Below are 25767 nucleotides of genomic sequence, written 5' to 3' on the forward strand. Positions count from 1 at the left end.
GTGATCGTTTACGGTACGCGGCCGTAGGATGCTTGCTGCCTTTCAATAACATTCAAATTAAAAGCCTTCAAGACAGTTGCTCCCACATTTGATCTTCGTTGCTTTAAGCATTGCGTTCGCTTAACTGATCGGCATTAGGGCTTGCCCCGCGCTGGGCTGCGAAGCAGCCCCAATAAAGACACCGCGCAGTTCCAGATAAAACCAGGTCGCCTGGGTTGGGGCGGCTTCGCCACCCAGCGCGGGACAAGCCCGCTCACTACAGACCGCTATCGCAGGCAAGCCAGCTCCCACATGAGATCCGCGTTGTTCTGGATTACTCGATCCCGACTTGATTGCGCCCATTATGCTTGGCCGTATACAACCCCTTGTCCGCCGCCATGATCAACTGCCGGCAATCGGTGCCCTGCACCGGGGTCATCGTCGACAGGCCGATGCTGATGGTCAGGCTTGCGCCCTCGGCGGGGGCGATGTGCGGGATTTTCAGTGCCGCCACCGCCATGCGCAGTTTCTCGGCCACCAGCCGCGCGCCCCCCGGCGAGGTATTGGGCAGTACCAGGGCAAACTCTTCACCGCCATAACGCGCCGGCAGGTCGGAAGGACGACTGCTGGCTTCACGGATGGTGTCGGCGACTTTGCGCAAGGCTTCGTCACCCTCGACGTGGCCAAAGCTGTCGTTGTAGGTCTTGAAGAAGTCCACGTCGATCATCAACAGCGACAGCTGGGTCTGGTCGCGCATGGCACGGCGCCATTCCAGCTCCAGGTACTCATCGAAGTGCCGACGGTTCGACAGGCCGGTAAGCCCGTCGGAATTCATTAGCCGTTGCAGCACGAGATTGGTGTCCAGCAGTTGCTGCTGGCTGACGCGCAACGCGCGATAAGCCGCATCCCGTTGCAGCAAGGTCATGTAGGAGCGCGAGTGATAGCGAATGCGCGCCACCAGTTCGATGTTGTCCGGCAGCTTGACCAGGTAATCGTTGGCTCCCGCCGAGAACGCCGCGCTTTTGATCAGCGGGTCTTCCTTGGTCGACAGCACGATAATCGGGATATTCGCGGTCGCCGGGTGGTTGCGGTATTCGCGCACCAGGGTCAGGCCGTCAAGACCGGGCATCACCAGGTCTTGCAGAATAACGGTCGGCTTGATGCGGATCGCCTGGGCAATCGCCTGGTGCGGGTCGGCGCAGAAATGAAAGTCGATGTTTTCTTCATGGGCCAGGCCACGCCGCACGGCTTCACCGATCATGGCCTGGTCGTCGACCAGCAACACCATGGCGGCGTTCTCGTCGGTCTTGATGTCGTCGATCTGTAAATCATTCATGTGCAGTCACCTGAATTACTTCCTGCTGGCCAGCACTGCGCAGGGGAGTGATCATATTGCAAACACCTCCAGCAATCGGGGCGCAATCCTGTCCAGTGGGCGAATTTCAACAGCGGCATCAATTGCCGCCGCCGCTTTGGGCATGCCATACACCGCCGAGCTTTGCTGATCCTGGGCGATGGTCAAATAACCTTGTTCACGCAGTAACTTGAGGCCCTGGGCCCCGTCGCGCCCCATGCCGGTCAACAGAACGCCGACGGCATCGCCATTCCAGTGGCTGGCCACGCTTTCGAAAAAAACATCGATCGAAGGCCGGTAGATCTCGTTCACCGGCTCTGCGGTATAGGCTAGCGTGCCATTCTTCAATAGACGAATGTGATGGTTGGTGCCGGCCAGCAGCACCACGCCACTTTGCGGTGGCTCGCCTTCGCGGGCCAGGCGCACCGGCAGGCCAGAGGCGCTGCTCAGCCACTCGGCCATGCCGGCGGCGAACACTTGGTCCACGTGCTGCACCAGCACGATGGCGGCCGCAAAATCCCGAGGCAAACCCTTGAGCAGGACTTCCAGCGCAGCCGGACCACCGGCCGAGGAGCCGATGGCCACCAGGCTCTGGCGTTTGCCGGTGATACGCGGCGCAACGCTTTCAGCCCGCACACGGCTGCCGCGCTGGCCGATCAACCAGCCGATATTGAGGATCTTGCGCAGCAGCGGCGCCGCCGCGTCCTTGGGGTTGCCGACGCCCAGGGGCGGCGTGTCCACCACATCCAGGGCGCCGTGCCCCATGGCCTCGAACACGCGGCTGACATTGGCCTGGCGGTCGACCGTCACAATGACGATCGCGCACGGGGTCTCGGCCATGATCCGCCGGGTGGCCTCAACGCCGTCCATCACCGGCATGATCAGGTCCATCAGGATCAGGTCCGGGGTGAGTTCGGCGCAGCGCTGCACCGCTTCCAGGCCATTGCTGGCCACCCACACCACCTGGTGAGCGGGCTCGAAGCTCAAGGCGCGGCGCAAGGCTTCCACCGCCAGGGGCATGTCATTGACGATTGCAATCCTCATGCCCGCGCGCCTCCGATCAGTTCCACCACGGCGTCCAGCAGGGCATCATCATGAAAACTGGCTTTGGCCAAATAATAGTCGGCGCCGGCGTCCAGTCCCCGACGTCGGTCTTCTTCGCGATCTTTGTAGGACACCACCATCACCGGCAATGATTGCAGGCGACTGTCGCGGCGCAAGAGTGTGACCAATTCGATACCGTCCATACGAGGCATATCAATATCTGTGATCAACAGGTCAAAGTCTTCGGAACGCAAGGCGTTCCAGCCGTCCATGCCATCGACCGCCACGGCCACTTCGTAACCACGATTAAGCAATAATTTGCGCTGCAGCTCACGCACGGTCAGCGAGTCGTCGACCACCAGCACCCGCTTGCGCGGCGCCTCAGTGGTTTGTTGGTTGCGCCGGGCAATACGTTCCAATCGGCCGGTATTAAGCAGTTTATCCACCGAGCGCAGCATGTCCTCCACGTCGACGATCAACACCACCGAACCGTCATCCAGCAGGGCGCCGGCGGAGATATCCTGGACCTTGCCCAGGCGATCATCCAGCGGCAGCACCACCAGCGTACGCTCGCCGACAAAGCGTTCCACGGCAATCCCGTACACCGCATCGCGCTCGCGGATAACCACCACTTTGAGCGTTTCGGACTGACCCTGCCCTGCCGGACGCTGCAACAATTGGCTGGCGGCGACCAGCCCTACATGCCGGCCTTCGTGCCAGAAATGCTGGCGGCCTTCCAATTGCACGATATCGTCCGGCGCCAGGTCGCACATGCGCTCGATATGGGCCAGCGGAAACGCGTAGGCTTCTTCGCCGACTTCCACCACCAGGCTGCGCACCACCGACAGGGTCAGCGGCACTTCAAGATGGAAACGACTGCCCTGCCCGGCCGCCTGCTCCAGCACCACGGCACCACGCAACTGGCGGACCATATGCTGCACCGCATCCAGGCCCACCCCTCGCCCGGACACTTCAGTGACCTTGTCGCGCAGGCTGAAACCCGGCAGGAACAGGAATGTCAGCAGCTCTTCTTCGCTCAAGCGCAGCGCGGTTTCAAGCGGTGACAGATGCCTGTCGACGATGGTGCCGCGCAGGCGCTCCAGGTCGACGCCATTGCCGTCATCGCTCAACTCCAGCACCAGCAAACCGGCCTGGTGAGACGCACGCAGGCGGATCAGGCCCTCAGCCGGCTTGCCCGCCAACAAGCGTTGCTCAGGCATTTCGATGCCGTGGTCGACGGCATTACGCAACAGGTGGGTGAGCGGCGCTTCGAGTTTTTCCAGTACATCGCGGTCGACCTGGGTCTTTTCACCCTCGATTTCCAGGCGCACCTGCTTGCCCAGGCTGCGGCCGAGGTCGCGCACCATGCGCGCTTGGCCGGCCAGCACATCGGCAAACGGACGCATGCGGCAGGCCAGCGCGGTGTCGTAGAGCACTTGGGCGCGCTGCCCGGCCTGCCAGCCGAACTCGTCCAGCTCGGCGGTTTTTTCCGCCAGCAAGGCCTGGGCCTCACTGAGCAGGCGGCGCGTGTCGGCCAGGGCCTCCTGGGCTTCAAGACTCAGATGCTGGGTCTTGAGTTGCCCATCCAGGGCATCCATCGCCCGTACGCTCTGGTTTTGAATGCGCTTGAGGCGCTGCAGGCTGGCCAGGTAAGGCTTGAGCCGCTGGGTTTCCACCAGGGATTTGCTCGACAGGTCCAGCAGGCTGTTCAAGCGCTCGGCGGTCACCCGCAGGACGCGCTCGCCGCCTTCGGTCAGGCGTTTGCCCTGGCGTGGCGGCTCGGCGGCAACCGGCGGCGCGGGTTCGGGTTCCGGTGGCGGCTCTTCAACGACGGGCGCGGGGGCCGGTTCAGTCGGCGTCGGCGGCGTTTGGATCGGTGCCTGTGACGGGTCCAGCAGGCGCTCCATCAATGCAACATAGGCTTGGATATCCGCAGGCCCCACGTCATTGCCCGGCGTGGCGATGCGCATCAGCAGGTCGGTGCCCTGCAGCAGCGCGTCGATGTGTTCGGGTTGCAGGCGCAAGCGGCTTTCCTGGGCGCTGACCAGGCAATCCTCCATGACATGGGACACGCTGACCCCGGCGTCCACCCCGACAATGCGCGCGGCGCCCTTGAGCGAGTGCGCCGCGCGCATGCACGCCTCCAACTGGTCGGCCTGGGTCGGGTTGCGCTCCAGGGCCAGCAGGCCCGCGCTCAGTACCTGGGTCTGCGCATCGGCTTCCAGGCTGAACAGTTCCAGCAGCGAGGCATCGCGCATCTGGTCGGGGGTCATGTGAGGCTCCGGGTCACGGCGGTCAGCAATTGCGCCTCGTCCAGCCACCGCAGGCTGCGGCCTTTCCACTGAAACACGCCCTGGGTGAAGCGCCCGCTGGCCTGGGTACCCGAGGCAGATGCCGCCTTCAAGGTGCGCTCGTCGATGGCATGGATACCGTCGACTTCATCCACCGGCACCACCACCGGGCCATCCTGCGCGGCGATGATCAGCATGCGCGGCATGATGCGCCCACCGCTGGCGCCACGGGTCGTGTCATCCAGCCCCAGCAGGTCCACCAGCGACAGGCACGCCACCAGCGCGCCACGCACATTGGCCACGCCGAGCAAGGCGCGGGAGCGCTGATGCGGCAGGGAATGAATCGGTTGCAGCGGCGCCACTTCCACCAGGCACCGGGTGGCAATGCCCAGCCATTCTTCGCCGAGACGAAACATCAGCAGGGAACGGGTAATCACGTCTTCACCCCGCTCCATGGCGGCGTGCGGGCGATGGGCGTCCTGCTGCAAGGCGTAACGGTCGAGCAAGCGCGTGGCGGCTGCCGAGTACACCGAGCAGTTGCGGCAATGGATATGGTCAGCCAGCAGCGGGCAGGACTTGTCGCCATGGATACCGATGCGGTTCCAGCAGTCGTCGATGGCTTGGGCATCGGCCAGGGTCAAGTCCAGGCCTGCGGTGTCGAGCGCCTCGGTGTTATTCATCGTTTGGACTCACTGTCAGCTCGCTCGCTACGGGCGGCCCGCGCCTGCAAGCGGCGCGCCCCCGCATTGTCGCCCTGGGCCTCAAGCAATGCGGCCAGGTGCATCAAGGCCTGCGGGTGCTGGGGGTCCAGGTACAAGGCTTTTCGATAATAGCCCTGGGCTTCCAGGGCATTGCCGGCCACGTCGCTGAGCAGCCCCAGCCAGTAAAACACCTGGGCGGCCGGCGGATGGTGGTTCAGATAATGCTCGCAAGCGGCGCGGGCATCAAAGCTTTTGCCTTCGTTGGCCAGGGTGGCGATGCGGCTGAGCAGGTCGGCCGCGTCGGAGTGCGGCGCTTTGGCCGGCAGTATTGGGGCGCTGAGCGTGCTGAACGGCCGTGGCCTGGTCGAAATCGACGCTGCGCTGCGCTGCGGCATAGGCGCCGGGATCGGCACCGACATGGACATGAATACCGGCCGTGGTTCCGGCTTGACCGGCTCGGCCTGCCGACTGAACGCGAAGGACTGCGGCACCCCAATCGAACGCATGCCATGGCGCCCCAGCAGACCGCCCTCGGCCGGGCCGATAAACAGCACGCCGTCCATATGCGTCAGGCCCTTGAGCACCTCGAACACCTGCTGTTGGGTCGGCTGGTCGAAGTAGATCAGCAGGTTGCGGCAGAAAACAAAGTCATAGCTCGCCTCATTGACCAACAGCGCAGGATCGAGCAGGTTGCCGACTTGCAGGCGCACTTGTTCGCGCACGCGGTCGGCGATGTGGTAGCCGTCGCCATGCTCGATGAAATGCCGGTCGCGAAAAGCCAGGTCACCGCCGCGAAACGAGTTACGGCCATACACCCCGCGTCGCGCGCGCTCCACCGACAACGGGCTGACATCCAGGCCCTGCACCTTGAACTGATGCGGCGCCAGGCCGGCATCCAGCAGCGCCATGGCAATCGAATAGGGCTCTTCACCCGTAGAACACGGCAAACTGAGGATGCGCAGTGCACGCATCTGCTTGATCTCGGCCAAGCGCGCGACAGCCAGGCGGGCCAAGGTCGCAAAGGATTCGGGGTATCGAAAAAACCAGGTTTCGGGGACGATCACCGCTTCGATCAGCGCTTGCTGTTCATTCTCGGAGCTCTGCAGATGCTGCCAATATTCGCCGGGCGTTTGCGCATTGACCGCCTGGGTACGCTGGCGCACAGCGCGCTCGATGATTGCTTCGCCGACCGACGCAACGTCCAGGCCGATGCGCTCTTTGAGGAAAGCAAAGAAACGCGGGTCGTCGCTCATACGCTCAGCTCGGTAGAAAACAGCACGGCGCGCACATCATCGGTGAGCAATTCATTGACGCTGATCCACTGCATCAAGCCCAGGGCGTCCTCACGCACCGGCCCCAGGTAAGGCGCCTCGCGGTTGTCCAGGCCATAAGGCTTGAACTCGCCAAGGTCGCATCGCAGGGTGTCGGTGGCTTGTTCCAGGATCAGCCCCAGCCAGCGTGGCTGGGCCCAAGGCTGCGGCTGGTAATTGACCAGTACCAGGCGCGTGCTGGTACGGGCCTGGGCCGGTTTGCCGAAGGTCAGGGCGCTGAGGTCGATCACCGGCACCAACGCGCCGCGATGGGCGAAGATGCCCGCCACCCATGCCGGCGCATGGGCGATCGGCTTCAAATGCAGGCGCGGCAGCACCTCGGCCACTTCGGTGGCCTTGAGGGCATAACGCTCGCTGCCGATGTTAAACACCAGGAACAACGCTTTTTTCGCTGCCGGGACGGCGCCGCGTTTAGCCGCGAGGTCGCTCATCAGACTTTGAAACGCGACACGCCGCTGCGCAGACCGACCGCAACCTGGCTCAGTTCATCGATGGCAAAGCTGGCCTGGCGCAGAGACTCTACCGTCTGGCTGCTGGCATCGCCCAGTTGCACCAGCGCGTGGTTGATCTGCTCGGCGCCGGTGGCCTGGGCCTGCATGCCTTCGTTGACCATCAACACCCGCGGCGCCAAGGCTTGGACCTGATGGATGATCTGCGACAGTTGCTCGCCGACTTGCTGCACTTCAAACATGCCGCGACGCACTTCTTCGGAAAACTTGTCCATGCCCATCACGCCGGCGGAAACGGCCGATTGGATCTCTCGCACCATCTGCTCGATATCGTAGGTCGCCACGGCGGTCTGGTCGGCGAGACGGCGTACTTCGGTGGCGACCACGGCAAAACCACGGCCGTACTCACCGGCCTTCTCGGCCTCGATAGCGGCGTTGAGCGACAGCAGGTTGGTCTGGTCGGCGACCTTGACGATGGTGACCACCACCTGGTTGATGTTGCTGGCCTTCTCATTGAGGATCGCCAGCTTGGCGTTGACCAGGTCGGCGGCGCCCATTACCGAGTGCATGGTTTCTTCCATGCGCGCCAGGCCTTGCTGACCGGAACCGGCGGCGACCGAAGCCTGGTCGGCGGCGGTGGAGACCTCGGTCATGGTGCGCACCAGGTCCTTGGACGTGGCCGCGATTTCGCGGGACGTGGCGCCGATCTCGGTGGTGGTCGCGGCCGTTTCAGTCGCGGTCGCCTGTTGCTGCTTGGAGGTGGCGGCAATCTCGGTCACCGAGGTCGTCACCTGCACCGACGAGCGCTGCGCCTGGGACACCAGGGCCGTGAGCTCGGTCATCATGTCGTTGAAGCCGGTTTCCACCGCGTTGAATTCGTCCTTGCGCGCAAGGTTCAAGCGCTTGCTCAGGTCGCCGTCGCGCATGGTTTCGAGGATATCGACGATGCGCTGCATCGGCGCCATGATCGCGCGCATCAGCAGCAGCCCGCACAGGCCGGCGGCGAGGATGGCGATGACCAGCGACACGGCCATGCTGATCTTGGCCGACAGGACTGACTCGTCGATCGCCGCCGTGGCGCGATCAGACACATTCTTGTTCTCAGTGATGATGTCGTTGAGCTTCATGCGCCCTTCGATCCAGATCGGCGTCAACTGCTCCTCGAGCAGCACGTTCGCCGCCGCCAGATCGTTGGCTTCCACCCGTTCCAGCACTTGGGCCAAAACCTTGTTGTAGTTGATATGCGCGGCCTTGAAGTTGTCGAACTCCATGCGGTCGGCCTGGCTATGAACGGTTTTTTCGTAATTGGCCATCTGCTGTTCGATACGCGCTTCGAAGGACTTGTAGTCCGCCCTGTCGGCGCTGGTGAACGCTTTGTCGTCCCGCAGACCGATGATATCGATGGTTTCGAGGTAGCTGTCGACCCACGCGCTGCGGATCATCGAACTGAGATAAACCCCCGGCACCGCGTCGTCGCGTACCGATTCCTGGCTGGTTTCGATCTGCAGCAACCGTGAGTAGGACACCACGACCATCAGCAGCATGATCGCGATAATGACCGCAAAGCTCGCCAGAATCCGTTGGCGCAAGGTCCAATTCTTCACAGTGTTTCCTCGAAGTGCAGATCAAATGCGGGGGAGTATAGCCGAGCATTGGTTGTATTAAATCAATGGTTTCGCGCGTCAATAACGTTCACGCAAAACAAATGTGGGAGCGGGCTTGCTCGCGGCCTGTAGTGAGCGGGCTTGCCCCGCGCTGGGCGGCGAAGCCGCCCCAAACCAGGCGACTCGGTTCTACCTGGAGAGGTCGGCGGTGTTTTTATTGGGGCGGCTTCGCCACCCAGCGCGGGGCAAGCCCGCTCACTACAGGCCGCTTTCGCGAGCAAGCCCGCTCCCACATTTTTATCGGTGTAGGACAGGTATTAACTTAGCCGCACTTGCTTTTCCAGTTCAGCCTTCAACCCTGGCTCGAGTTTCAGTTGGCGGGCCAGTTCGTCCAGGTAGGCCTTCTCCATGAAGTTTTCCTCATCCACCAGCATCACGCTGGCGATGTACATCTCGGCGGCCATTTCAGGCGTGCCCGCGGCCCGCGCGACGTCCGCCGGGTCCAGGGGTTTGTTCAGCTCGGCGTGCAGCCAGCTTTGCAACTCGCGGTCGTTATCCAGCTTGGTGAATTCGCCTTCGATCAGCGCGCGTTCGCGCTCATCCACATGGCCGTCGGCCTTGGCTGCGGCGACCAGCGCCTTGAGGATGCCCTGGCTATGCTGCTCGACCTGGGCCGGCGGCAGGCGGTCGATGGTCTGCGGCTCGCCCTGAGGCGCGCCGGCCTGCTGCGCCTGCCAATTGCCGTAGGCCTTGTAGGTGATGACGCCCAAGGCCGCCAGACCGCCGTAAGTCAGGGCCTTGCCGCCGAATTTGCGCGCTTTTTTATTGCCCATCAGCAAGCCCATGGCGCCGGCCGCCAGGGCGCCACCGCCCGCGCCACCGAGCAAACTGCCCAGGCCTCCGCCACCGAGCAGACCGCCCAGTGCGCCTTTGTCGTCCTGCTTACGTTGGCCGCCAGCCTTGTTTTGCAACATGTCCTGGCCGGACTTGAGCAACTGATCGAGCAATCCACGGGTATTCATTCGCAGCCTCCAGACACTTGGGTTCATAGGACCAATAGGCCGCCAGCGTAAAACTAAGTGCCAAAAAGGCCTTATCTAGAGTGCTTCCAGATGTAACGCGGCTACCCCTCGCTTAAATCGATATACACTCAAGCGCATCTATAAAAACACCTCACTGGTGATTCCAGCATGATGACCTTGCGTCAAATCAGGCACTTTATCGCCGTGGCCGAAACGGGTTCGATCTCCGCCGCCGCGCAAACCGCTTTCATTTCCCAGTCCACCTTGACCCTGGCGATCCAGCAACTGGAACAGGAAATCGGCGTCAACCTGTTCAACCGCCATGCCAAGGGCATGACCCTCACGCATCAGGGCCATCAATTCCTGCGCCAGGCGCACCTGATTCTCGCCACCGTCGACAACGCCAAGCGCAGCCTGCAACAGAGCACCGACCAGGTCGCCGGCCAGTTGATCGTCGGCGTGACCAGCCTGGTCGCCGGCTATTACCTCGCAGACCTGCTGACTCGCTTCCAGCGCGCTTACCCCAACGTCGAAATCCGCGTGATGGAGGATGAACGCCCGTATATCGAGCATCTGCTGGTCAGCGGCGAAATCGACGTGGGCGTGCTGATCCTTTCCAACCTGGAAGACCGCCACGCCCTGCAGACCGAAGTCCTCACTCATTCGCCGCACCGCTTGTGGCTACCGGCGCAGCATCCGTTGCTGGAGCACGACAGCATCAACCTGGCCGATGTGGCGCGCGAGCCGTTGATTCAGTTGAACGTCGACGAAATGGGCCACAACGCCCAGCGCATGTGGACCGGTGCAGGCCTGCAACCGCGCGTAAGCCTGCGTACCGCCTCCACCGAAGCGGTGCGCAGCCTGGTGGCGGCGGGCCTTGGCGTGTCGATCCAGCCGGACATGACCTACCGGCCCTGGTCGCTGGAGGGCGACATCATCGAAGCGCGGCCGATTGCCGACCTCAGCCAGACCCTCGACATCGGCCTGGCGTGGCGTCGGGGCACGGCACGTCCGGCGCTGGTGGATCCGTTCCTGACCGTCGCCCGTGAACAACCGCACCCACGCAAGCCATCTATTTAATCGAATGCTGCTTTCAGTATTTAGTATTTGTTGACCTCGCGTCTGGCCTCTAGTCTCTCTACATCCATAAGAGAGAGGTCGGGGCGACTTGTAAGAGAACGCTCATGGCCCCACAAGAAAAGAGATCGCGAAAAATGTCCGGCGCGCCCACCCCGCTGCTCACCGCGTTGCTGATCGACGGCGAACTGGTCCAGGGCCAGGGCTTCGTCGAGCCGATTCTCAACCCGGCCACCGGCGAAGTGCTCACCCAGATCGCCGAAGCCAGCACCGAGCAAGTGGAAGCCGCGATCCTTGCCGCCCACCGCGCCTTTGCAGGCTGGTCGCGCACCACGCCGCAGCAACGCTCCAATACCCTGCTGGGCATCGCCGACGCCATCGAGAAACAAGCCGACTACCTGGCCCGCCTGGAATCGCTGAACTGCGGCAAGCCGTTGCACCTGGCGCGCCAGGACGACTTGAGCGCCACCGTCGATGTGTTCCGCTTTTTCGCCGGGGCCGTGCGCTGCCAGACCGGGCAACTGAGCGGCGAGTACCTGCCGGGCTACACCAGCATGGTGCGCCGCGATCCCATCGGGGTCGTGGCTTCGATTGCGCCGTGGAATTACCCGCTGATGATGGCCGCCTGGAAGATCGCCCCGGCCCTGGCCGCCGGTAATACGTTGGTGTTCAAGCCGTCGGAACACACGCCGCTGTCGATCCTCGCCCTGGCGCCTGCGCTCAACCAGTTACTGCCGCGCGGCGTGATCAACATTGTGTGTGGCGGCGGCGAAGGCGTCGGCAGCCATCTGGTCAGCCACCCCAAGGTGCGCATGGTTTCGCTGACCGGCGATATCGTCACGGGGCAGAAAATCCTGCAGGCCGCCTCCAAAACCCTCAAGCGCACCCACCTGGAACTGGGCGGCAAAGCCCCGGTGATCGTGTGCGACGACGCCGATCTGGCAGCCGTGGTCGAGGGCGTGCGCGCCTATGGTTACTACAACGCAGGCCAGGACTGCACCGCCGCATGCCGCATCTACGCCCAGGCCGGCATCCACGACAAGCTGGTTGCCGAACTGGGCGCGGCGGTCAGCAGCCTGCGGTTTGCCGGTAAACGCGACGCCGACAATGAACTGGGCCCGCTGATCAGCACGCGCCAGCGCGACCGTGTGGCCAGCTTTGTCGAACGCGCCCTCGGCCAACCGCACATCGAACGCATCACCGGCGCCGCCGTGCATTCCGGGGCGGGCTTCTATTACCAGCCCACCCTGCTCGCCGGCTGTAAACAAAATGATGAAATCGTGCAGCGAGAAGTGTTCGGCCCGGTGGTCACCGTGACCCGCTTCGACACGCTGGAACAGGCGGTGGATTGGGCCAACGACTCCGAATACGGCCTGGCCTCGTCGGTGTGGACCCAGAACCTGGACAAGGCGATGCAGGTGGCGGCGCGCCTGCAATATGGCTGCACCTGGATCAACAGCCATTTCATGCTGGTCAGCGAAATGCCCCATGGCGGCTTGAAGCGCTCGGGGTATGGCAAAGATCTGTCCAGCGATTCGCTACAGGACTACAGCGTGGTGCGCCATATCATGGCGCGCCACGGCCAGCATCTTTAAAACAACAACTAAGCTCATGCATCACCGTTGCACACACTGCCCCGACCATAATTAAAGAAGAGGGAACCCCATGTCCGCGCATAAGACCGCACTGCTCAGTGCCTTGACCACCGCGCTGCTGGCCAGCGCCAGCCTCCAGGCCGCCGAACCGCTCAAGGTGGTTGGCCCTGGCGAAGGCCAGCTGGATATCGTCGCCTGGCCCGGTTATATCGAACGTGGCGAAAGCGACAAGGCCTACGACTGGGTCAGCGGTTTCGAGAAGGAAACCGGCTGCAAGGTCAACGTGAAAACCGCTGCCACCTCTGACGAAATGGTCAGCCTGATGGCCAAGGGTGGGTACGACCTGGTCACCGCGTCGGGCGATGCGTCGCTGCGCTTGATCGTCGGCAAACGCGTGCAACCGATCAATACCGCGCTGATTCCCAACTGGAAGAACATCGACCCGCGTCTCAAGGATGCGCCCTGGTACGTGGTCGGCCAGCAAACCTTTGGCACCCCGTACCAATGGGGCCCGAACGTATTGATGTACAACACCAACGTGTTCAAGACCGCGCCCACCAGTTGGAGCGTGTTGTTCGACACGCAAACCCTGCCGGACGGCAAGCCCAACAAAGGCCGCGTGCAGGCCTACGACGGCCCGATCTACATTGCCGATGCGGCGTTGTACCTCAAGTCGACCAAACCCGAGCTGGGCATCCAGAGCCCTTACGAACTGACCGAAACCCAGTACAAGGCCGTGCTCGAGCTGTTGCGCGCCCAGCAGCCGCTGATCCACCGTTACTGGCACGACACCACTGTGCAAATGAGTGACTTCAAGAACGAAGGCGTGGTGGCCTCCAGCGCCTGGCCATACCAGGTCAACGGCCTGCAGAACGAGAAGCAGCCGATTGCCTCGACCATCCCGAAAGAAGGCGCTACCGGCTGGGCCGACACCACCATGTTGCACACCGAGGCCAAGCACCCGAACTGCGCCTACAAGTGGATGGACTGGTCGCTGCAACCCAAGGTCCAGGGCGATGTCGCCGCCTGGTTCGGCTCGCTGCCGGCCGTGCCTGCGGCCTGCAAGGAAAGTGAACTGCTCGGCGCCGAAGGCTGCAAGACCAACGGGTTCGACCAATTCGAGAAGATCGCTTTCTGGAAAACCCCACAGGCTGAAGGCGGCAAGTTCGTGCCGTACAGCCGCTGGACCCAGGATTACATTGCAATCATGGGCGGGCGCTAAGGCACCCAGTTATGGGGATCTCTTGTGGGAGCCGGGCTTGCCCGCGATAGCGGTGTATCAGTCAGAGATGTGCAAACTGACACACCGCTTTCGCAGGCAAGCCAGCTCCCACATTGGACCGCGCCAGACCTTACGACTGCGCACACCGACTCCTTTGTTTTCCAGAAGTCCAAACCGGGCCGCTGCGACGGCCCATGCTTTTTCGGAGCACCGCACCATGACGCTTGCAGTCCAATTCACCCATGTTTCCCGTCAGTTCGGCGAAGTGAAAGCCGTCGACCGGGTTTCCATCGATATCCAGGACGGCGAGTTCTTTTCCATGCTCGGGCCTTCCGGTTCCGGCAAGACCACTTGCCTGCGCCTGATTGCCGGGTTTGAGCAGCCGAGCGCGGGCTCGATTCGTATCCACGGCGAGGAAGCTGCCGGCTTGCCGCCGTATCAACGCGATGTCAACACCGTGTTCCAGGATTACGCGCTGTTCCCCCATATGAATGTGCGCGACAACGTGGCCTATGGCCTCAAGGTCAAGGGCGTGGGCAAGGCCGAGCGCCTCACGCGTGCCGAGGAGGCATTGGCCATGGTGGCGCTTGGCGGTTATGGCGAGCGCAAACCGGTGCAGCTGTCCGGCGGCCAGCGCCAGCGCGTCGCCCTGGCCCGCGCATTGGTCAATCGCCCGCGCGTACTGCTGCTGGATGAGCCGCTGGGCGCCCTCGACCTCAAGCTGCGCGAACAGATGCAGAGCGAGCTGAAAAAGCTGCAACGCCAACTGGGCATCACCTTTATTTTCGTGACCCATGACCAGACCGAAGCGCTGTCGATGTCTGACCGCGTGGCAGTGTTCAACAAGGGCCGCATCGAACAGGTCGACACCCCGCGCAACCTGTATATGAAGCCGGCCACTGCCTTTGTCGCCGAATTCGTCGGCACCTCCAACGTGATTCGCGGCGAGCTGGCCCAGCGCCTCGGCGGCAGTGCGCAGCCGTTCTCGATTCGTCCGGAACATGTGCGTTTTGCCGAGGGCCCGTTGGGCGCCGGCGAAGTGGAAGTCAGCGGCCTGCTGCATGACATCCAGTACCAGGGCAGCGCCACGCGCTATGAACTGAAACTGGAAAACGGCCAGGCGCTGAATATCAGCCAGGCCAACAACCAGTGGCTGGATATCAGCAGCGGCCATCAGGTCGGCCAGTCCATCACCGCCCGCTGGGCGCGGGAAGCCATGACGCCGCTGACCGACAGCACAGGCGAGGTGTGACATGAGCCTGGCCGTTTCCCATCCACCGATGCGCAGGTTTTCCAACCTGCTGTACCGCAAGCCCAACCTGTACCTGGCGATGCTGCTGATACCGCCGTTGATCTGGTTCGGCGCGATCTACCTGGGGTCGTTGCTGACCTTGCTGTGGCAAGGCTTTTATACCTTCGACGACTTCACCATGGCGGTCACGCCGGATCTGACCCTGGCCAACTTCGCCGCGCTGTTCCAGCCGTCGAACTTCGACATCATCCTGCGCACCCTGAGCATGGCGATCGTAGTGTCGATCGCCAGCGCGGTGGTCGCGTTCCCGATTGCCTACTACATGGCGCGCTACACCACGGGCAAGACCAAGGCGTTTTTCTACATCGCCGTAATGATGCCGATGTGGGCCAGCTATATCGTCAAGGCTTATGCCTGGACGCTGCTGCTGGCCAAGGGCGGCGTGGCGCAATGGTTCGTGCAGCACCTGGGGCTGGAGCCGGTGTTGCAGTTCGTGCTGGGCATTCCCGGGGTGGGCGGCAGCACCTTGAGCACCTCTCACCTGGGGCGGTTCATGGTGTTTGTGTATATCTGGCTGCCGTTCATGATCCTGCCGATCCAGGCGTCGCTCGAGCGCCTGCCGCCGTCGCTGCTGCAGGCGTCGGCCGACCTTGGCGCCAAGCCGCGCCAGACCTTCATGCAGGTGATCCTGCCGCTGTCGGTCCCGGGGATTGCCGCAGGTTCCATCTTCACGTTCTCGCTGACCCTGGGCGATTTCATCGTGCCGCAGCTGGTGGGCCCGCCGGGTTACTTCGTCGGCGGCATGGTCTACGCGCAGCAAGGCGCCATCGGCAACATGCCCATGGCCGCGGCGTTCACCCTGGTGCCCATCGTGCTGATCGCGGTTTACCTGTCCATCGTCAAACGCCTGGGGGCCTTCGATGCACTCTGACAAATCATCACTGGGTTTGAAGATCGCAGCCTGGGGCGGCCTGGTGTTTTTGCACTTCCCGATCCTGATCATCTTTCTCTACGCCTTCAACACCGAGGAAGCCGCGTTCAGCTTTCCGCCCCAGGGCTTTACCCTGAAGTGGTTCAGCGTGGCCTTCGCGCGGCCGGATGTGCTGGAGTCGATCAAGCTGTCCTTGCAGATCGCGGCCATCGCCACCCTGATCGCCATGGTGCTTGGCACCCTCGCGTCGGCGGCGTTGTATCGCCGTGAGTTTTTCGGCAAGCAGGGTGTGTCGCTGATGCTGATCCTGCCGATCGCACTGCCGGGGATCATTACCGGCATTGCGCTGCTGGCGACGTTCAAGACGTTGGGCATCGAGCCGGGGATGTTCACCATCATTGTCGGCCACGCGACCTTTTGCGTGGTGATCGTCTACAACAACGTCATCGCACGGTTGCGCCGTACGTCCCACAGCCTGATCGAAGCCTCGATGGACCTGGGCGCCGACGGTTGGCAGACCTTTCGCTACATCATCATGCCCAATCTGGGCTCGGCCTTGCTGGCGGGGGGCATGCTTGCCTTTGCGCTGTCGTTCGACGAAATCATCGTCACCACCTTCACCGCCGGCCACGAACGCACCTTGCCGCTGTGGCTGCTCAACCAACTGAGCCGCCCGCGCGATGTGCCGGTGACCAACGTGGTGGCGATGCTGGTGATGCTGGTGACGATGTTCCCGATTCTCGGGGCCTATTACTTGACGCGTGGTGGTGAAAGCGTGGCGGGTAGTGGCGGTAAATAACTTTGCGATTGGAGGAACGCGGTTCAAATGAGCCGGTTCCTTCAGGGAAATAACAGTCGTTTTGGAGGATTGAACCATGCAAACCAAACTCTTGATCAACGGCCAACTGGTACAAGGCGAAGGCCCGGCCCAGGCCGTATTCAACCCGTCGCTGGGCCGTGTGCTGGTGGAAATCAACGAAGCCAGCGAAGCCCAGGTCGACGCCGCCGTGCGCGCCGCCGACGCGGCCTTCGACGGCTGGTCGCAAACCGCGCCCAAGGACCGCTCGCTGTTACTGCTGAAACTGGCTGACGCGATCGAAGCCCACGGCGAAGAACTGGCCAAGCTGGAATCGGACAACTGTGGCAAGCCCTACAGTGCCGCGCTGAACGACGAAATCCCGGCGATTGCCGACGTGTTCCGTTTCTTTGCCGGCGCCAGCCGTTGCATGAGCGGTTCAGCGGCGGGCGAATACCTGCCCGGCCACACCTCGATGATCCGCCGCGACCCGGTGGGCGTGGTTGCCTCCATCGCGCCGTGGAACTACCCCTTGATGATGGTCGCCTGGAAAATCGCCCCGGCCCTCGCCGCCGGTAATACGGTGGTGCTCAAGCCGTCGGAACAAACCCCGCTGACCGCCCTGCGCATGGTCGAACTGGCCGCTGACATCTTCCCGGCCGGTGTGCTCAACCTGGTGTTCGGCCGTGGGCCGACCGTCGGTAGCCCGCTGGTGACTCACCCCAAAGTGCGCATGGTGTCGCTGACCGGTTCCATCGCCACGGGCGCGAATATCATCGCAAGCACCGCCGACAGCGTTAAGCGCATGCACATGGAGCTGGGCGGCAAGGCGCCGGTGATCATCTTCAATGACGCGGATATCGACGCCGCCGTGGAAGGCATTCGTACCTTCGGCTTCTACAACGCCGGTCAGGATTGCACCGCGGCGTGCCGGATTTATGCCCAGGCGGATATCTACGATGCGTTTGTCGAAAAGCTCGGCGCGGCGGTCGCCAGCATCAAATACGGCTTGCAGGATGATCCGGCCACCGAGTTGGGCCCGTTGATTACCGCACAGCACCGCGACCGTGTCGTCGGGTTCGTCGAGCGTGCGGTGGCGCAGTCGCACATCCGTCTGGTCACCGGTGGCAAGGCGGTGGAAGGCAACGGCTTCTTTTTTGAGCCGACGGTGCTGGCCGACGCGCAACAGGACGACGAGATCGTGCGCCGCGAGGTGTTCGGGCCGGTGGTGTCGGTGACCAAGTTCACCGATGAAGCGCAGGTGCTGGCCTGGGCCAACGATTCGGACTACGGCCTGGCGTCGTCGGTGTGGACCGCCGATGTAGGACGCGCCCATCGCCTGGCCGCACGCTTGCAGTACGGCTGCACCTGGGTGAATACCCACTTCATGCTGGTCAGTGAAATGCCCCACGGTGGTCAGAAACTGTCCGGCTACGGCAAGGATATGTCCATGTATGGGCTGGAGGACTACACCACTGTGCGCCATGTGATGTTCAAGCATTGACCCGTAACCCCTGTGGGCTGGGCTTGCGCCCTCACCACAGGGAAACTCCTATAACAATAAATATGCGCAGGTCCCCCATGGATATCACCCGCCGCGACTTCCTCAACGGCGTCGCTGTCACGATTGCCGCCGGCATGACCCCACTGCAATTGCTGCAGGCCGCTCCCGATGGTCGCTACTACCCACCAGCGCTCACCGGCCTGCGCGGCAGCCATGTCGGCTCATTCGAAGTGGCACATCAGATGGGCTGGGAAAAGAAAGCGTTCGACACCGACAAACTGCCGATCGCCGAAGACTATGACCTGGTGGTGGTCGGGGGTGGCTTGAGTGGTTTGTCGGCGGCGTGGTTCTACCGCGAGAAGCACCCCAAGGCGAAGATCCTGATCCTGGAAAACCACGACGACTTCGGCGGTCACGCCAAGCGCAATGAATTCCAGGCCGGTGGCCGCATGATCATTGGCTACGGTGGCAGCGAGGCGTTCCAGTCGCCCAACCACCTGTACAGCAAGGAAGTGAACGGGCTGTTGAAAAAGCTCGGGGTGAATATCAAGCGCTTCGAGACCGCCTTCGATCGCCAGTTCTACCCGAACCTCGGCCTGTCGCGCGGGGTGTTTTTCGACAGGGAAAACTTCGGCGAAGACAAGCTGGTCACCGGCGACCCCACGCCGATGGTGGCCGACGACATCGCGCCGGATCAGTTGAACGCGCGCGCCATCGGCGATTTCATCAATGACTTTCCGCTGCCGCAGGCAGACCGCCAGGCCCTGATCGAACTGCACACGGTGCCCAGGGACTACCTGCCGGGCAAGACCGACGAGGAAAAAGCCGACTACCTGGCCGCCACCAGCTACCGCGATTTCTTGCTCAAGGATGTAGGCCTATCGGAAGGCGCGGTGAAGTACTTCCAAAGCCGGACCAACGACTTCATGGCCCTGAGCATCGATGCAGTGGCCTCGGCCGACGCCTATAGCGTGGGTTTCCCAGGTTTTGCCGGGATGAACCTGGCGCCGATCAGCGAAGAAGCCGCAGCGGAAATGGAAGAGCCCTACATCTACCACTTCCCGGATGGCAATGCTTCGGTGGCGCGGTTGCTGGTGCGCGGTTTGATCCCTGGCGTGGCGCCGGGGCACACCATGGACGATATCGTGTTGGCGGCGTTTGACTACGCCAAGCTCGATCAGCCCAAGGCTGCGGTGCGATTGCGCCTCAACAGTACCGCGGTCAGCGTGCGTAACGTCGGCAACCATGTGCATATCGGCTACAGCCGTGGCGGACAACTCGCACAAGTGCGCGGCAAGCGCTGCATCCTGGCCTGCTACAACATGATGATCCCGTACCTGTTGAAGGATCTGCCGGCGCCTCAAGCCAATGCCCTGAGTCAGAATGTGAAATACCCGCTGGTGTACACCAAAGTGGTGATCCGCAACTGGCAGTCATTCCAGAAGCTGGGCGTGCATGAAATTTACGCGGCGACCCAGCCCTACAGCCGGATCAAGCTGGATTACCCAGTCAGCATGGGCGGATACGACCACCCGCGCGACCCGACGCAGCCCATTGGCTTGCACATGGTCTACGTGCCCACCAGCCCCAACAGCGGCATGAACGCCCGTGACCAGGCGCGCGCCGGGCGGGGCAAGTTGTATGGGCAGACATTCGAGCAACTGGAAGCGCAGTTGCGCGACCAATTGCAACGCATGCTCGGCCCTGGTGGGTTCAACCATCAGACCGATATCCTGGCGATCACTGTCAACCGCTGGTCACATGGTTATGCGAGCTTTTCCAACAGTCTGTTTGATGACGCCGATGAGAGCGAAGCGTGGATGAACCTGGCGAAGAAGCCGGTGGGCCACGTGAGCATCGCCAACTCGGATGCGGCGTGGAGTGCGTATGCGCATGCGGCGATAGATGAGGCGTTCAGGGCGGTGGGAGAAGTAGCCTGAAATAGGATCTGATGTCTAATACTGAACCCACATTTGATCTGCGTCGCCAGGAAGCTCGTGCCGGAAATGTCTTGTCGCATTTGCAATGCCATCACCCCGCTATCAATCAATTTTCCTACGTCATCGAACCGCTTAAGCTATCCGGCGTCTGTTTAATGTCCGTTGTGTTTGGCCGAAGGCATGTCCGAACCGTAATTTCTGATCCGCTACGTGCCAGGAACGGCGCGGGATTTGCTCACGACAGGTTGTCTCTATGCACCGCAGGAATTTGCTCAAAGCGTCCATGGCCATTGCGGCCTACACCGGTTTGTCGGCCAGTGGCCTGCTTGCCGCCCAGGCCTGGGCCGGGAACCGTGCCGCCGACGGCAAGGCCGTGGCGTTCGATTTCGAAGCGCTCAAGGCCCAGGCCAAACAGCTGGCCGGGACCGCTTACAAAGACACCAAACAGGTGCTGCCGCCTACGTTGGCGACCATGACACCGCAGAATTTCAACGCCATCGGTTACGACGGCAAGCATTCGCTGTGGAAGGAATTGAACGGCCAACTGGACGTGCAGTTCTTCCACGTCGGCATGGGCTTCAAGACGCCCGTGCGCATGCACAGCGTCGACCCCAAGACCCGCGAAGCGCGCGAGGTGCATTTCCGCCCTTCGTTGTTCAATTATGAAAAAACCACGGTGGACACCAAACAACTGACCGGGGATTTGGGTTTTTCCGGCTTCAAGCTGTTCAAGGCCCCGGAACTGGACCGTCATGACGTGCTGTCGTTTCTCGGTGCCAGCTACTTCCGCGCGGTGGACTCCACCGGCCAGTACGGCCTCTCCGCCCGTGGCCTGGCCATCGACACCTACGCGAAAAGACGCGAAGAATTCCCTGACTTCACACAGTTCTGGTTTGAAACCCCGGACAAGAACGCCACCCGCTTCGTGGTCTACGCCCTGCTTGATTCGCCGAGCGCCACCGGCGCCTACCGCTTCGATATCGACTGCCAGGCCAATCAGGTGGTGATGGCCATCGACGCGCACATCAATGCGCGTACTACCATTGAGCAACTGGGCATCGCGCCGATGACCAGCATGTTCAGCTGCGGCACCCATGAGCGCCGGATGTGCGACACCATCCATCCGCAAATCCACGATTCAGACCGCCTGGCCATGTGGCGTGGCAACGGCGAGTGGATCTGCCGCCCGTTGAACAACCCGGCCAAGCTGCAGTTCAACGCGTTTGCCGACAAAGACCCGAAAGGCTTCGGCCTGGTGCAGACCGACCATGAATTTGCCAGTTACCAGGACACGGTGGACTGGTACAGCAAGCGCCCGAGCCTGTGGGTCGAACCCACCACCGCCTGGGGCGAAGGCTCGATCGACCTGCTGGAAATCCCCACCACCGGCGAGACCCTCGACAACATCGTGGCCTTCTGGACCCCAAAAAACCCCGTGGCGGCCGGCGACTCGCTGAACTATGGCTACAAGCTGTACTGGAGCGCCCTGCCACCGGTGAGTACGCCTTTGGCACAAGTCGACGCGACCCGCTCAGGCATGGGTGGCTTTACCGAAGGCTGGGCACCGGGCGAACACTATCCCGAGGTGTGGGCACGCCGCTTTGCGGTGGACTTCAAGGGGGGCGGCCTGGATCGCCTGCCACCAGGCACCGGGATCGAGCCGGTGGTGACCTGCTCCCATGGCGAAGTCAAAGACTTCAGCGTGCTGGTGCTGGACAACATCAAGGGCTACCGCATCCTGTTCGATTGGTACCCGACCAGCGACAGCGTGGAGCCGGTGGAACTGCGCCTGTTTATTCGTACCCAGGACCGCACCTTGAGCGAAACCTGGTTGTATCAGTACTTCCCGCCGGCACCGGAGCAGCGCAAGTACACCTGATCAGGATGTTCCTCCTCTATGGGAGCCGGCCTGAACGGCTCCCACAGGGTTCAATACAATGCTCAGAACCGCGACACACTTTTCATCGCCCCCATCAAATAGCGCATCGCCACCTGATCGCTCTCGGTCAAGGCGCGGTAATGCGCCAGCAATTGGGCTTCGTCCGAGTTCAATTTTCGTCCGCGCAGACACACCCTGCGCGTCAGAAAAGACACCACCACACCCGCTACACCATAGGACTTGGCCATGGACTGTTTCTCCTGATATCCATCAAAAACTCCTGTTGCCCATCACCCGCCTCGCATGAAGCGCAATGCCTGGGTGAACACACCGGCTGACTTCCTGGGCCAGAACTCAGGCTTATCCTTAGGGTAGAAAAAATCTCGTCTCGTGTGGGATTTTTTTAGAGTATTCACTTAAATAAATGGCTTTGGTAACAAATACCTACAGACCTTTCCCACGCTTACAATAAGAAAAAAACCCACCGGATCAAGGTGGGTTTCTTTGAACACTAAACGACTTATCAGTCGCGTAAATCGGACTCATGAATCGGCTGGTCACGGTGCGTGGCGCGCTGATACTGCGCCGGCCAGATTGCCTTGCGCCCGCCCAGATCGTCGTCGGCATGTAACGGCCAGTAAGGATCACGCAGCAGTTCCCTGGCCAGAAAAATGATATCGGCCTGGCAAGTGCGCAGGATGTGCTCGGCCTGGGCCGGCTCGGTGATCATGCCGACGGTGCCGGTGGCGATGCCCGATTCCTTGCGTACGCGCTCGGCAAAGCGCGTCTGGTAGCCCGGACCGGTGGGGATCTCGGCGTTCGCGGCGGTGCCACCGGAGGAGACGTCGATCAGGTCGACCCCCAAGTCCTTGAGGCGGCGCGCCAGTTCGACGGTTTCATCGGGGTTCCAGCCATCTTCCACCCAGTCGGTGGCCGAGACCCGCACAAACAGCGGCAGCTCCTGGGGCCAGACCTCGCGCACGGCCCTGGTCACTTCAAGCACCAGGCGGATACGGTTTTCGAAGGAGCCACCGTACTGGTCCTGACGTTGATTGCTGATGGGCGAGAGAAATTGGTGCAGCAGGTAACCGTGGGCGGCGTGGATTTCCACCACCTCGAAACCCGCAGTCAAGGCGCGCTTGGCGGCGGCGACAAAGTCGGCGGTTACTTGCCGGATCTGCTCTTCATCCAACGGTTTGGGCTGGGTATGTTGCGGGTCGAAGGCAATCGGCGACGGACCTACCGGCACCCACCCGCCCTCGTCCGGCTTGACGCTGCCATGCTTGCCGATCCATGGCCGATGGGTGCTGGCCTTGCGCCCCGCGTGGGCCAGTTGGATGCCGGCCACCGCGCCCTGGGCCGCGATAAAACGCGTGATCCGTTGCAGCGGTTCGATCTGTTGGTCGTTCCACAGGCCCAGGTCCTGGGCGGTGATGCGGCCATCCGCGGTCACGGCGGTGGCTTCGGTGAAAATCAGCCCGGCGCCACCGACGGCCCGGCTGCCGAGGTGCACCAGGTGCCAGTCATTGGCCAGGCCATCCTCACTGGAGTACTGGCACATCGGCGAGACCGCGATACGGTTGAGCAGGGTCAATTGGCGCAGGGTGTAGGGTTCGAGCAGCTGACTCATGGCGCACCTCTTCTGGGTTCTATGGGCACTCCTGTAGGAGCGAGCTTGCTCGCGAAGATCGCTAACGATAACGCGGGAAGCCTGATTCAGCGCGACGCTCTCGTGTTCTTCGCGAGCAAGCTCGCTCCTACAGAGCCTAGTCGACAACGCTGGATTGCACAGGGTTCACGGAAGCCGATTGCCGGCTCCCGCGCTGCAAACGCTTACATTTCGACCTGAGTGCCCAGCTCGATCACCCGGTTGACCGGGAGTTTGAAGAAGCGCAGGTTGCCGTTGGCGTTCTTCAACATGAAGGCGAACAACCCTTCACGCCAGCGCGCCATGCCTTCGAGTTTCGAGGCAATCACCGTTTCGCGGCTGAGGAAGTAGGTGGTGCGCATCGGGCTGAAATCCAGGTCTTCCAGGTGGCACAGCTTCAATGCTTCGGGCACATCCGGCTCATCGGTAAAGCCAAAGTGCAGGATCACGCGGAAGAAGCCTTCACCGTAGGCGTCCACCTCGAAGCGCCGCGCAGCCGGCACGCGAGGAATGTCTTCGTAGACCACCGTCAGCAACACCACTTGCTCATGCAGCACCTGGTTATGCAGCAGGTTGTGCAACAGCGCATGGGGCACGGCGTCCGGACGCGCCGTGAGGAACACGGCGGTGCCCTGCACCCGATGGGGCGGCTGCACGCGGATACTGCTGATAAAGATAGGCAGCGGCAGCCCGCCTTCGTCGAGGCGCTCCACCAGCAATTGCTTGCCACGCTTCCAGGTGGTCATCAGCACGAACAGCACGATCCCCGCCAATACCGGGAAGGCGCCGCCCTGGATGATCTTCGGCACGTTGGCGGCAAAGTAGAGCCCGTCGACCAACAGGCAGCAGACCAGCACCGGCACAGCCAGTATCGGCGGCCATTTCCACAGCAGCAGCATCACCGCCGACACCAGGATGGTGGTCATCAGCATGGTGCCGGTCACCGCCACGCCGTAGGCCGATGCCAGTGCATTGGACGATTCGAAGCCCAGCACCAGCAGGATGACGCCGACCATCAGCGACCAGTTCACCGCGCCGATGTATATCTGGCCCTGCTCGGCACTGGAGGTGTGCTGGATATGCATGCGCGGGATGTAGCCCAACTGGATTGCCTGGCGCGTCAAGGAGAACGCACCGGAGATGACCGCCTGGGAAGCAATCACCGTGGCCAGGGTGGACAACACCACCAGCGGGATCAGCGCCCAGCTCGGGGCCAACAGGTAGAACGGGTTGCGCGCGGCTTCCGGGTCGCCCAGCAGCATGGCGCCCTGGCCGAAATAATTGAGCACCAACGCCGGCAGCACCAGGATGAACCAGGCGCGGGCGATGGGTTTGCGGCCGAAGTGGCCCATGTCGGCATACAGCGCTTCGGCACCGGTCAGTGCCAGTACCACCGCGCCGAGGATTGCCACACCAATGCCGGGATGCGCCTCGAAGAAACGCACGGCCCACATCGGATTCACGGCGCTCAGCACTTCAGGGTGCAGAGTAATGCCATACACACCGAGGCCGCCGAGCACCAGGAACCAGGTGACCATCACCGGCCCGAACAGCTTGCCGATGCGGTCGGTACCATGCTTCTGGATCAGGAACAAAGCCACCAGCACCACCAGGGCGATGGGCACGACCCATTGTTCCAGGCCGTCGAATGCCAGCTCCAGGCCTTCGACCGCCGACAGCACGGAGATCGCCGGGGTGATCATGCTGTCGCCATAGAACAGCGCAGCGCCGCACAGGCCACAGACCACCAGGAAGCTGCGCAGCTTCCTGCGCTCCCCCGCCGCCCGTCGCGCCAGTGCCGTGAGCGCCATGATGCCGCCCTCGCCCTGGTTGTCGGCGCGCAGGACGAACAGCATGTACTTGATCGAGACGACCCAGATCAGCGACCAGAAGATCAGCGCCAGGATCCCCAGCACACCGTCATGGTTGACCTGCACCCCATAACCGCCGTTGAACACCTCTTTAAGGGTGTAGAGCGGGCTGGTGCCGATATCGCCGTAAACCACCCCGACCGCTGCCACCAGCATGCCAATCGGCTTGGTATTTGACTGTTCGGCACCTGCTGCCTGATTACTCGCGTGACCCATCAACCACTCCTGCCCTTTGACCTGCGGTCTTATTAACAACGCTTCTAAGCGACCCCTAGCA

General features: G+C 62.2%; 20 protein-coding genes. 9 read left to right on the forward strand and 11 right to left on the reverse strand.

The window, feature by feature from the left end; genetic code table 11:
* Window positions 1-313 precede the first annotated feature (313 nt).
* The 8 genes from H0Z09_RS16310 to H0Z09_RS16345 form a co-directional block, all read right to left on the reverse strand.
* Window positions 314-1315 (reverse strand): PleD family two-component system response regulator, encoded by a 1002-nt coding sequence (locus H0Z09_RS16310; protein WP_186691453.1) that lies wholly within the window; start codon window positions 1313-1315, stop codon window positions 314-316.
* Between the two features lie 51 nt (window positions 1316-1366).
* Window positions 1367-2377, reverse strand: coding sequence for a chemotaxis response regulator protein-glutamate methylesterase (locus tag H0Z09_RS16315; RefSeq protein ID WP_186691454.1), 1011 nt, complete (start codon window positions 2375-2377; stop codon window positions 1367-1369).
* Entirely contained in the window at window positions 2374-4650 is a 2277-nt protein-coding gene (locus H0Z09_RS16320) for a hybrid sensor histidine kinase/response regulator (RefSeq protein WP_186691455.1), read from the reverse strand. The genes H0Z09_RS16315 and H0Z09_RS16320 overlap by 4 nt, the downstream gene beginning before the upstream one ends.
* Complete coding sequence (locus tag H0Z09_RS16325) at window positions 4647-5348, reverse strand: chemotaxis protein CheW (protein ID WP_186691456.1); 702 nt, start codon at window positions 5346-5348, stop codon at window positions 4647-4649. Before H0Z09_RS16325 ends, H0Z09_RS16320 begins: the two co-directional genes overlap by 4 nt.
* The gene (locus tag H0Z09_RS16330; protein WP_186691457.1) at window positions 5345-6622 is read right to left on the reverse strand and encodes a protein-glutamate O-methyltransferase CheR; all 1278 of its coding nucleotides are present in this window, start codon (window positions 6620-6622) and stop codon (window positions 5345-5347) included. Before H0Z09_RS16330 ends, H0Z09_RS16325 begins: the two co-directional genes overlap by 4 nt.
* Window positions 6619-7131: a chemotaxis protein CheW gene (locus H0Z09_RS16335; RefSeq protein WP_186691458.1), complete on the reverse strand. Its 513-nt coding sequence runs from the start codon at window positions 7129-7131 to the stop codon at window positions 6619-6621. Before H0Z09_RS16335 ends, H0Z09_RS16330 begins: the two co-directional genes overlap by 4 nt.
* Complete coding sequence (locus H0Z09_RS16340) at window positions 7131-8753, reverse strand: methyl-accepting chemotaxis protein (protein WP_186691459.1); 1623 nt, start codon at window positions 8751-8753, stop codon at window positions 7131-7133. The genes H0Z09_RS16335 and H0Z09_RS16340 overlap by 1 nt, the downstream gene beginning before the upstream one ends.
* Window positions 8754-9070: 317 nt before the next feature.
* On the reverse strand, window positions 9071-9775 hold the full coding sequence (locus tag H0Z09_RS16345) for a tellurite resistance TerB family protein (protein ID WP_186691460.1): 705 nt from the start codon (window positions 9773-9775) through the stop codon (window positions 9071-9073).
* 168 nt (window positions 9776-9943) lie between these two features.
* On the opposite strand from H0Z09_RS16345, the gene H0Z09_RS16350 reads away from it, so the two are divergent.
* The 9 genes from H0Z09_RS16350 (at window position 9944) to H0Z09_RS16390 (ending at window position 21971) form a co-directional block, all read left to right on the forward strand.
* Complete coding sequence (locus tag H0Z09_RS16350; RefSeq protein ID WP_076951449.1) at window positions 9944-10855, forward strand: LysR family transcriptional regulator; 912 nt, start codon at window positions 9944-9946, stop codon at window positions 10853-10855.
* 134 nt (window positions 10856-10989) lie between these two features.
* Complete coding sequence (locus H0Z09_RS16355; protein WP_186691461.1) at window positions 10990-12447, forward strand: gamma-aminobutyraldehyde dehydrogenase; 1458 nt, start codon at window positions 10990-10992, stop codon at window positions 12445-12447.
* A 70-nt stretch (window positions 12448-12517) separates the two neighbouring features.
* A complete protein-coding gene (gene ydcS, locus H0Z09_RS16360) occupies window positions 12518-13669 on the forward strand; it encodes a putative ABC transporter substrate-binding protein YdcS (RefSeq protein WP_186691462.1) in 1152 nt (383 codons plus the stop codon).
* Window positions 13670-13886: 217 nt separating this feature from the next.
* Window positions 13887-14921, forward strand: a complete 1035-nt coding sequence (locus H0Z09_RS16365) for an ABC transporter ATP-binding protein (protein WP_186691463.1) — start codon at window positions 13887-13889, stop codon at window positions 14919-14921.
* A 1-nt stretch (window position 14922) separates the two neighbouring features.
* Window positions 14923-15852 (forward strand): ABC transporter permease, encoded by a 930-nt coding sequence (locus H0Z09_RS16370; protein ID WP_076951445.1) that lies wholly within the window; start codon window positions 14923-14925, stop codon window positions 15850-15852.
* A complete protein-coding gene (locus H0Z09_RS16375; RefSeq protein WP_076951444.1) occupies window positions 15842-16651 on the forward strand; it encodes an ABC transporter permease in 810 nt (269 codons plus the stop codon). The genes H0Z09_RS16370 and H0Z09_RS16375 overlap by 11 nt, the downstream gene beginning before the upstream one ends.
* A gap of 76 nt (window positions 16652-16727) precedes the next feature.
* Window positions 16728-18152 (forward strand): gamma-aminobutyraldehyde dehydrogenase, encoded by a 1425-nt coding sequence (locus H0Z09_RS16380; protein ID WP_076951443.1) that lies wholly within the window; start codon window positions 16728-16730, stop codon window positions 18150-18152.
* 77 nt (window positions 18153-18229) lie between these two features.
* The gene (locus H0Z09_RS16385; RefSeq protein WP_186691464.1) at window positions 18230-20092 is read left to right on the forward strand and encodes an FAD/NAD(P)-binding protein; all 1863 of its coding nucleotides are present in this window, start codon (window positions 18230-18232) and stop codon (window positions 20090-20092) included.
* A gap of 253 nt (window positions 20093-20345) precedes the next feature.
* Complete coding sequence (locus tag H0Z09_RS16390) at window positions 20346-21971, forward strand: glucan biosynthesis protein D (protein ID WP_186691465.1); 1626 nt, start codon at window positions 20346-20348, stop codon at window positions 21969-21971.
* A 62-nt stretch (window positions 21972-22033) separates the two neighbouring features.
* Here the strand turns inward: H0Z09_RS16390 and H0Z09_RS16395 are convergent, their stop codons facing one another.
* The 3 genes from H0Z09_RS16395 to H0Z09_RS16405 form a co-directional block, all read right to left on the reverse strand.
* Complete coding sequence (locus tag H0Z09_RS16395; protein WP_186691466.1) at window positions 22034-22219, reverse strand: hypothetical protein; 186 nt, start codon at window positions 22217-22219, stop codon at window positions 22034-22036.
* Window positions 22220-22494: 275 nt separating this feature from the next.
* Complete coding sequence (locus H0Z09_RS16400) at window positions 22495-23601, reverse strand: NADH:flavin oxidoreductase/NADH oxidase (RefSeq protein WP_076951439.1); 1107 nt, start codon at window positions 23599-23601, stop codon at window positions 22495-22497.
* Between the two features lie 203 nt (window positions 23602-23804).
* A complete protein-coding gene (locus H0Z09_RS16405) occupies window positions 23805-25706 on the reverse strand; it encodes a potassium transporter Kup (RefSeq protein WP_186691467.1) in 1902 nt (633 codons plus the stop codon).
* Window positions 25707-25767 lie beyond the last annotated feature (61 nt).

This window comes from Pseudomonas sp. SWRI18 (assembly GCF_014268345.1).
Lineage (GTDB): Bacteria > Pseudomonadota > Gammaproteobacteria > Pseudomonadales > Pseudomonadaceae > Aquipseudomonas > Aquipseudomonas cedrina.

What these genes read in the sequence shown, in the direction of transcription:
- H0Z09_RS16370 (WP_076951445.1), top strand. Translation starts at nt 14,923, where the DNA reads ATGAGCCTGGCCGTTTCCCATCCACCGATGCGCAGGTTTTCCAACCTG.
- H0Z09_RS16325 (WP_186691456.1), bottom strand. Translation starts at nt 5,348, where the DNA reads ATGAATAACACCGAGGCGCTCGACACCGCAGGCCTGGACTTGACCCTG.
- H0Z09_RS16365 (WP_186691463.1), top strand. Translation starts at nt 13,887, where the DNA reads ATGACGCTTGCAGTCCAATTCACCCATGTTTCCCGTCAGTTCGGCGAA.
- H0Z09_RS16330 (WP_186691457.1), bottom strand. Translation starts at nt 6,622, where the DNA reads ATGAGCGACGACCCGCGTTTCTTTGCTTTCCTCAAAGAGCGCATCGGC.
- H0Z09_RS16385 (WP_186691464.1), top strand. Translation starts at nt 18,230, where the DNA reads ATGGATATCACCCGCCGCGACTTCCTCAACGGCGTCGCTGTCACGATT.
- H0Z09_RS16345 (WP_186691460.1), bottom strand. Translation starts at nt 9,775, where the DNA reads ATGAATACCCGTGGATTGCTCGATCAGTTGCTCAAGTCCGGCCAGGAC.
- H0Z09_RS16315 (WP_186691454.1), bottom strand. Translation starts at nt 2,377, where the DNA reads ATGAGGATTGCAATCGTCAATGACATGCCCCTGGCGGTGGAAGCCTTG.
- H0Z09_RS16390 (WP_186691465.1), top strand. Translation starts at nt 20,346, where the DNA reads ATGCACCGCAGGAATTTGCTCAAAGCGTCCATGGCCATTGCGGCCTAC.
- H0Z09_RS16400 (WP_076951439.1), bottom strand. Translation starts at nt 23,601, where the DNA reads ATGAGTCAGCTGCTCGAACCCTACACCCTGCGCCAATTGACCCTGCTC.
- H0Z09_RS16395 (WP_186691466.1), bottom strand. Translation starts at nt 22,219, where the DNA reads ATGGCCAAGTCCTATGGTGTAGCGGGTGTGGTGGTGTCTTTTCTGACG.
- ydcS (WP_186691462.1), top strand. Translation starts at nt 12,518, where the DNA reads ATGTCCGCGCATAAGACCGCACTGCTCAGTGCCTTGACCACCGCGCTG.
- H0Z09_RS16320 (WP_186691455.1), bottom strand. Translation starts at nt 4,650, where the DNA reads ATGACCCCCGACCAGATGCGCGATGCCTCGCTGCTGGAACTGTTCAGC.
- H0Z09_RS16380 (WP_076951443.1), top strand. Translation starts at nt 16,728, where the DNA reads ATGCAAACCAAACTCTTGATCAACGGCCAACTGGTACAAGGCGAAGGC.
- H0Z09_RS16375 (WP_076951444.1), top strand. Translation starts at nt 15,842, where the DNA reads ATGCACTCTGACAAATCATCACTGGGTTTGAAGATCGCAGCCTGGGGC.
- H0Z09_RS16335 (WP_186691458.1), bottom strand. Translation starts at nt 7,131, where the DNA reads ATGAGCGACCTCGCGGCTAAACGCGGCGCCGTCCCGGCAGCGAAAAAA.
- H0Z09_RS16350 (WP_076951449.1), top strand. Translation starts at nt 9,944, where the DNA reads ATGATGACCTTGCGTCAAATCAGGCACTTTATCGCCGTGGCCGAAACG.
- H0Z09_RS16310 (WP_186691453.1), bottom strand. Translation starts at nt 1,315, where the DNA reads ATGAATGATTTACAGATCGACGACATCAAGACCGACGAGAACGCCGCC.
- H0Z09_RS16405 (WP_186691467.1), bottom strand. Translation starts at nt 25,706, where the DNA reads ATGGGTCACGCGAGTAATCAGGCAGCAGGTGCCGAACAGTCAAATACC.
- H0Z09_RS16355 (WP_186691461.1), top strand. Translation starts at nt 10,990, where the DNA reads ATGTCCGGCGCGCCCACCCCGCTGCTCACCGCGTTGCTGATCGACGGC.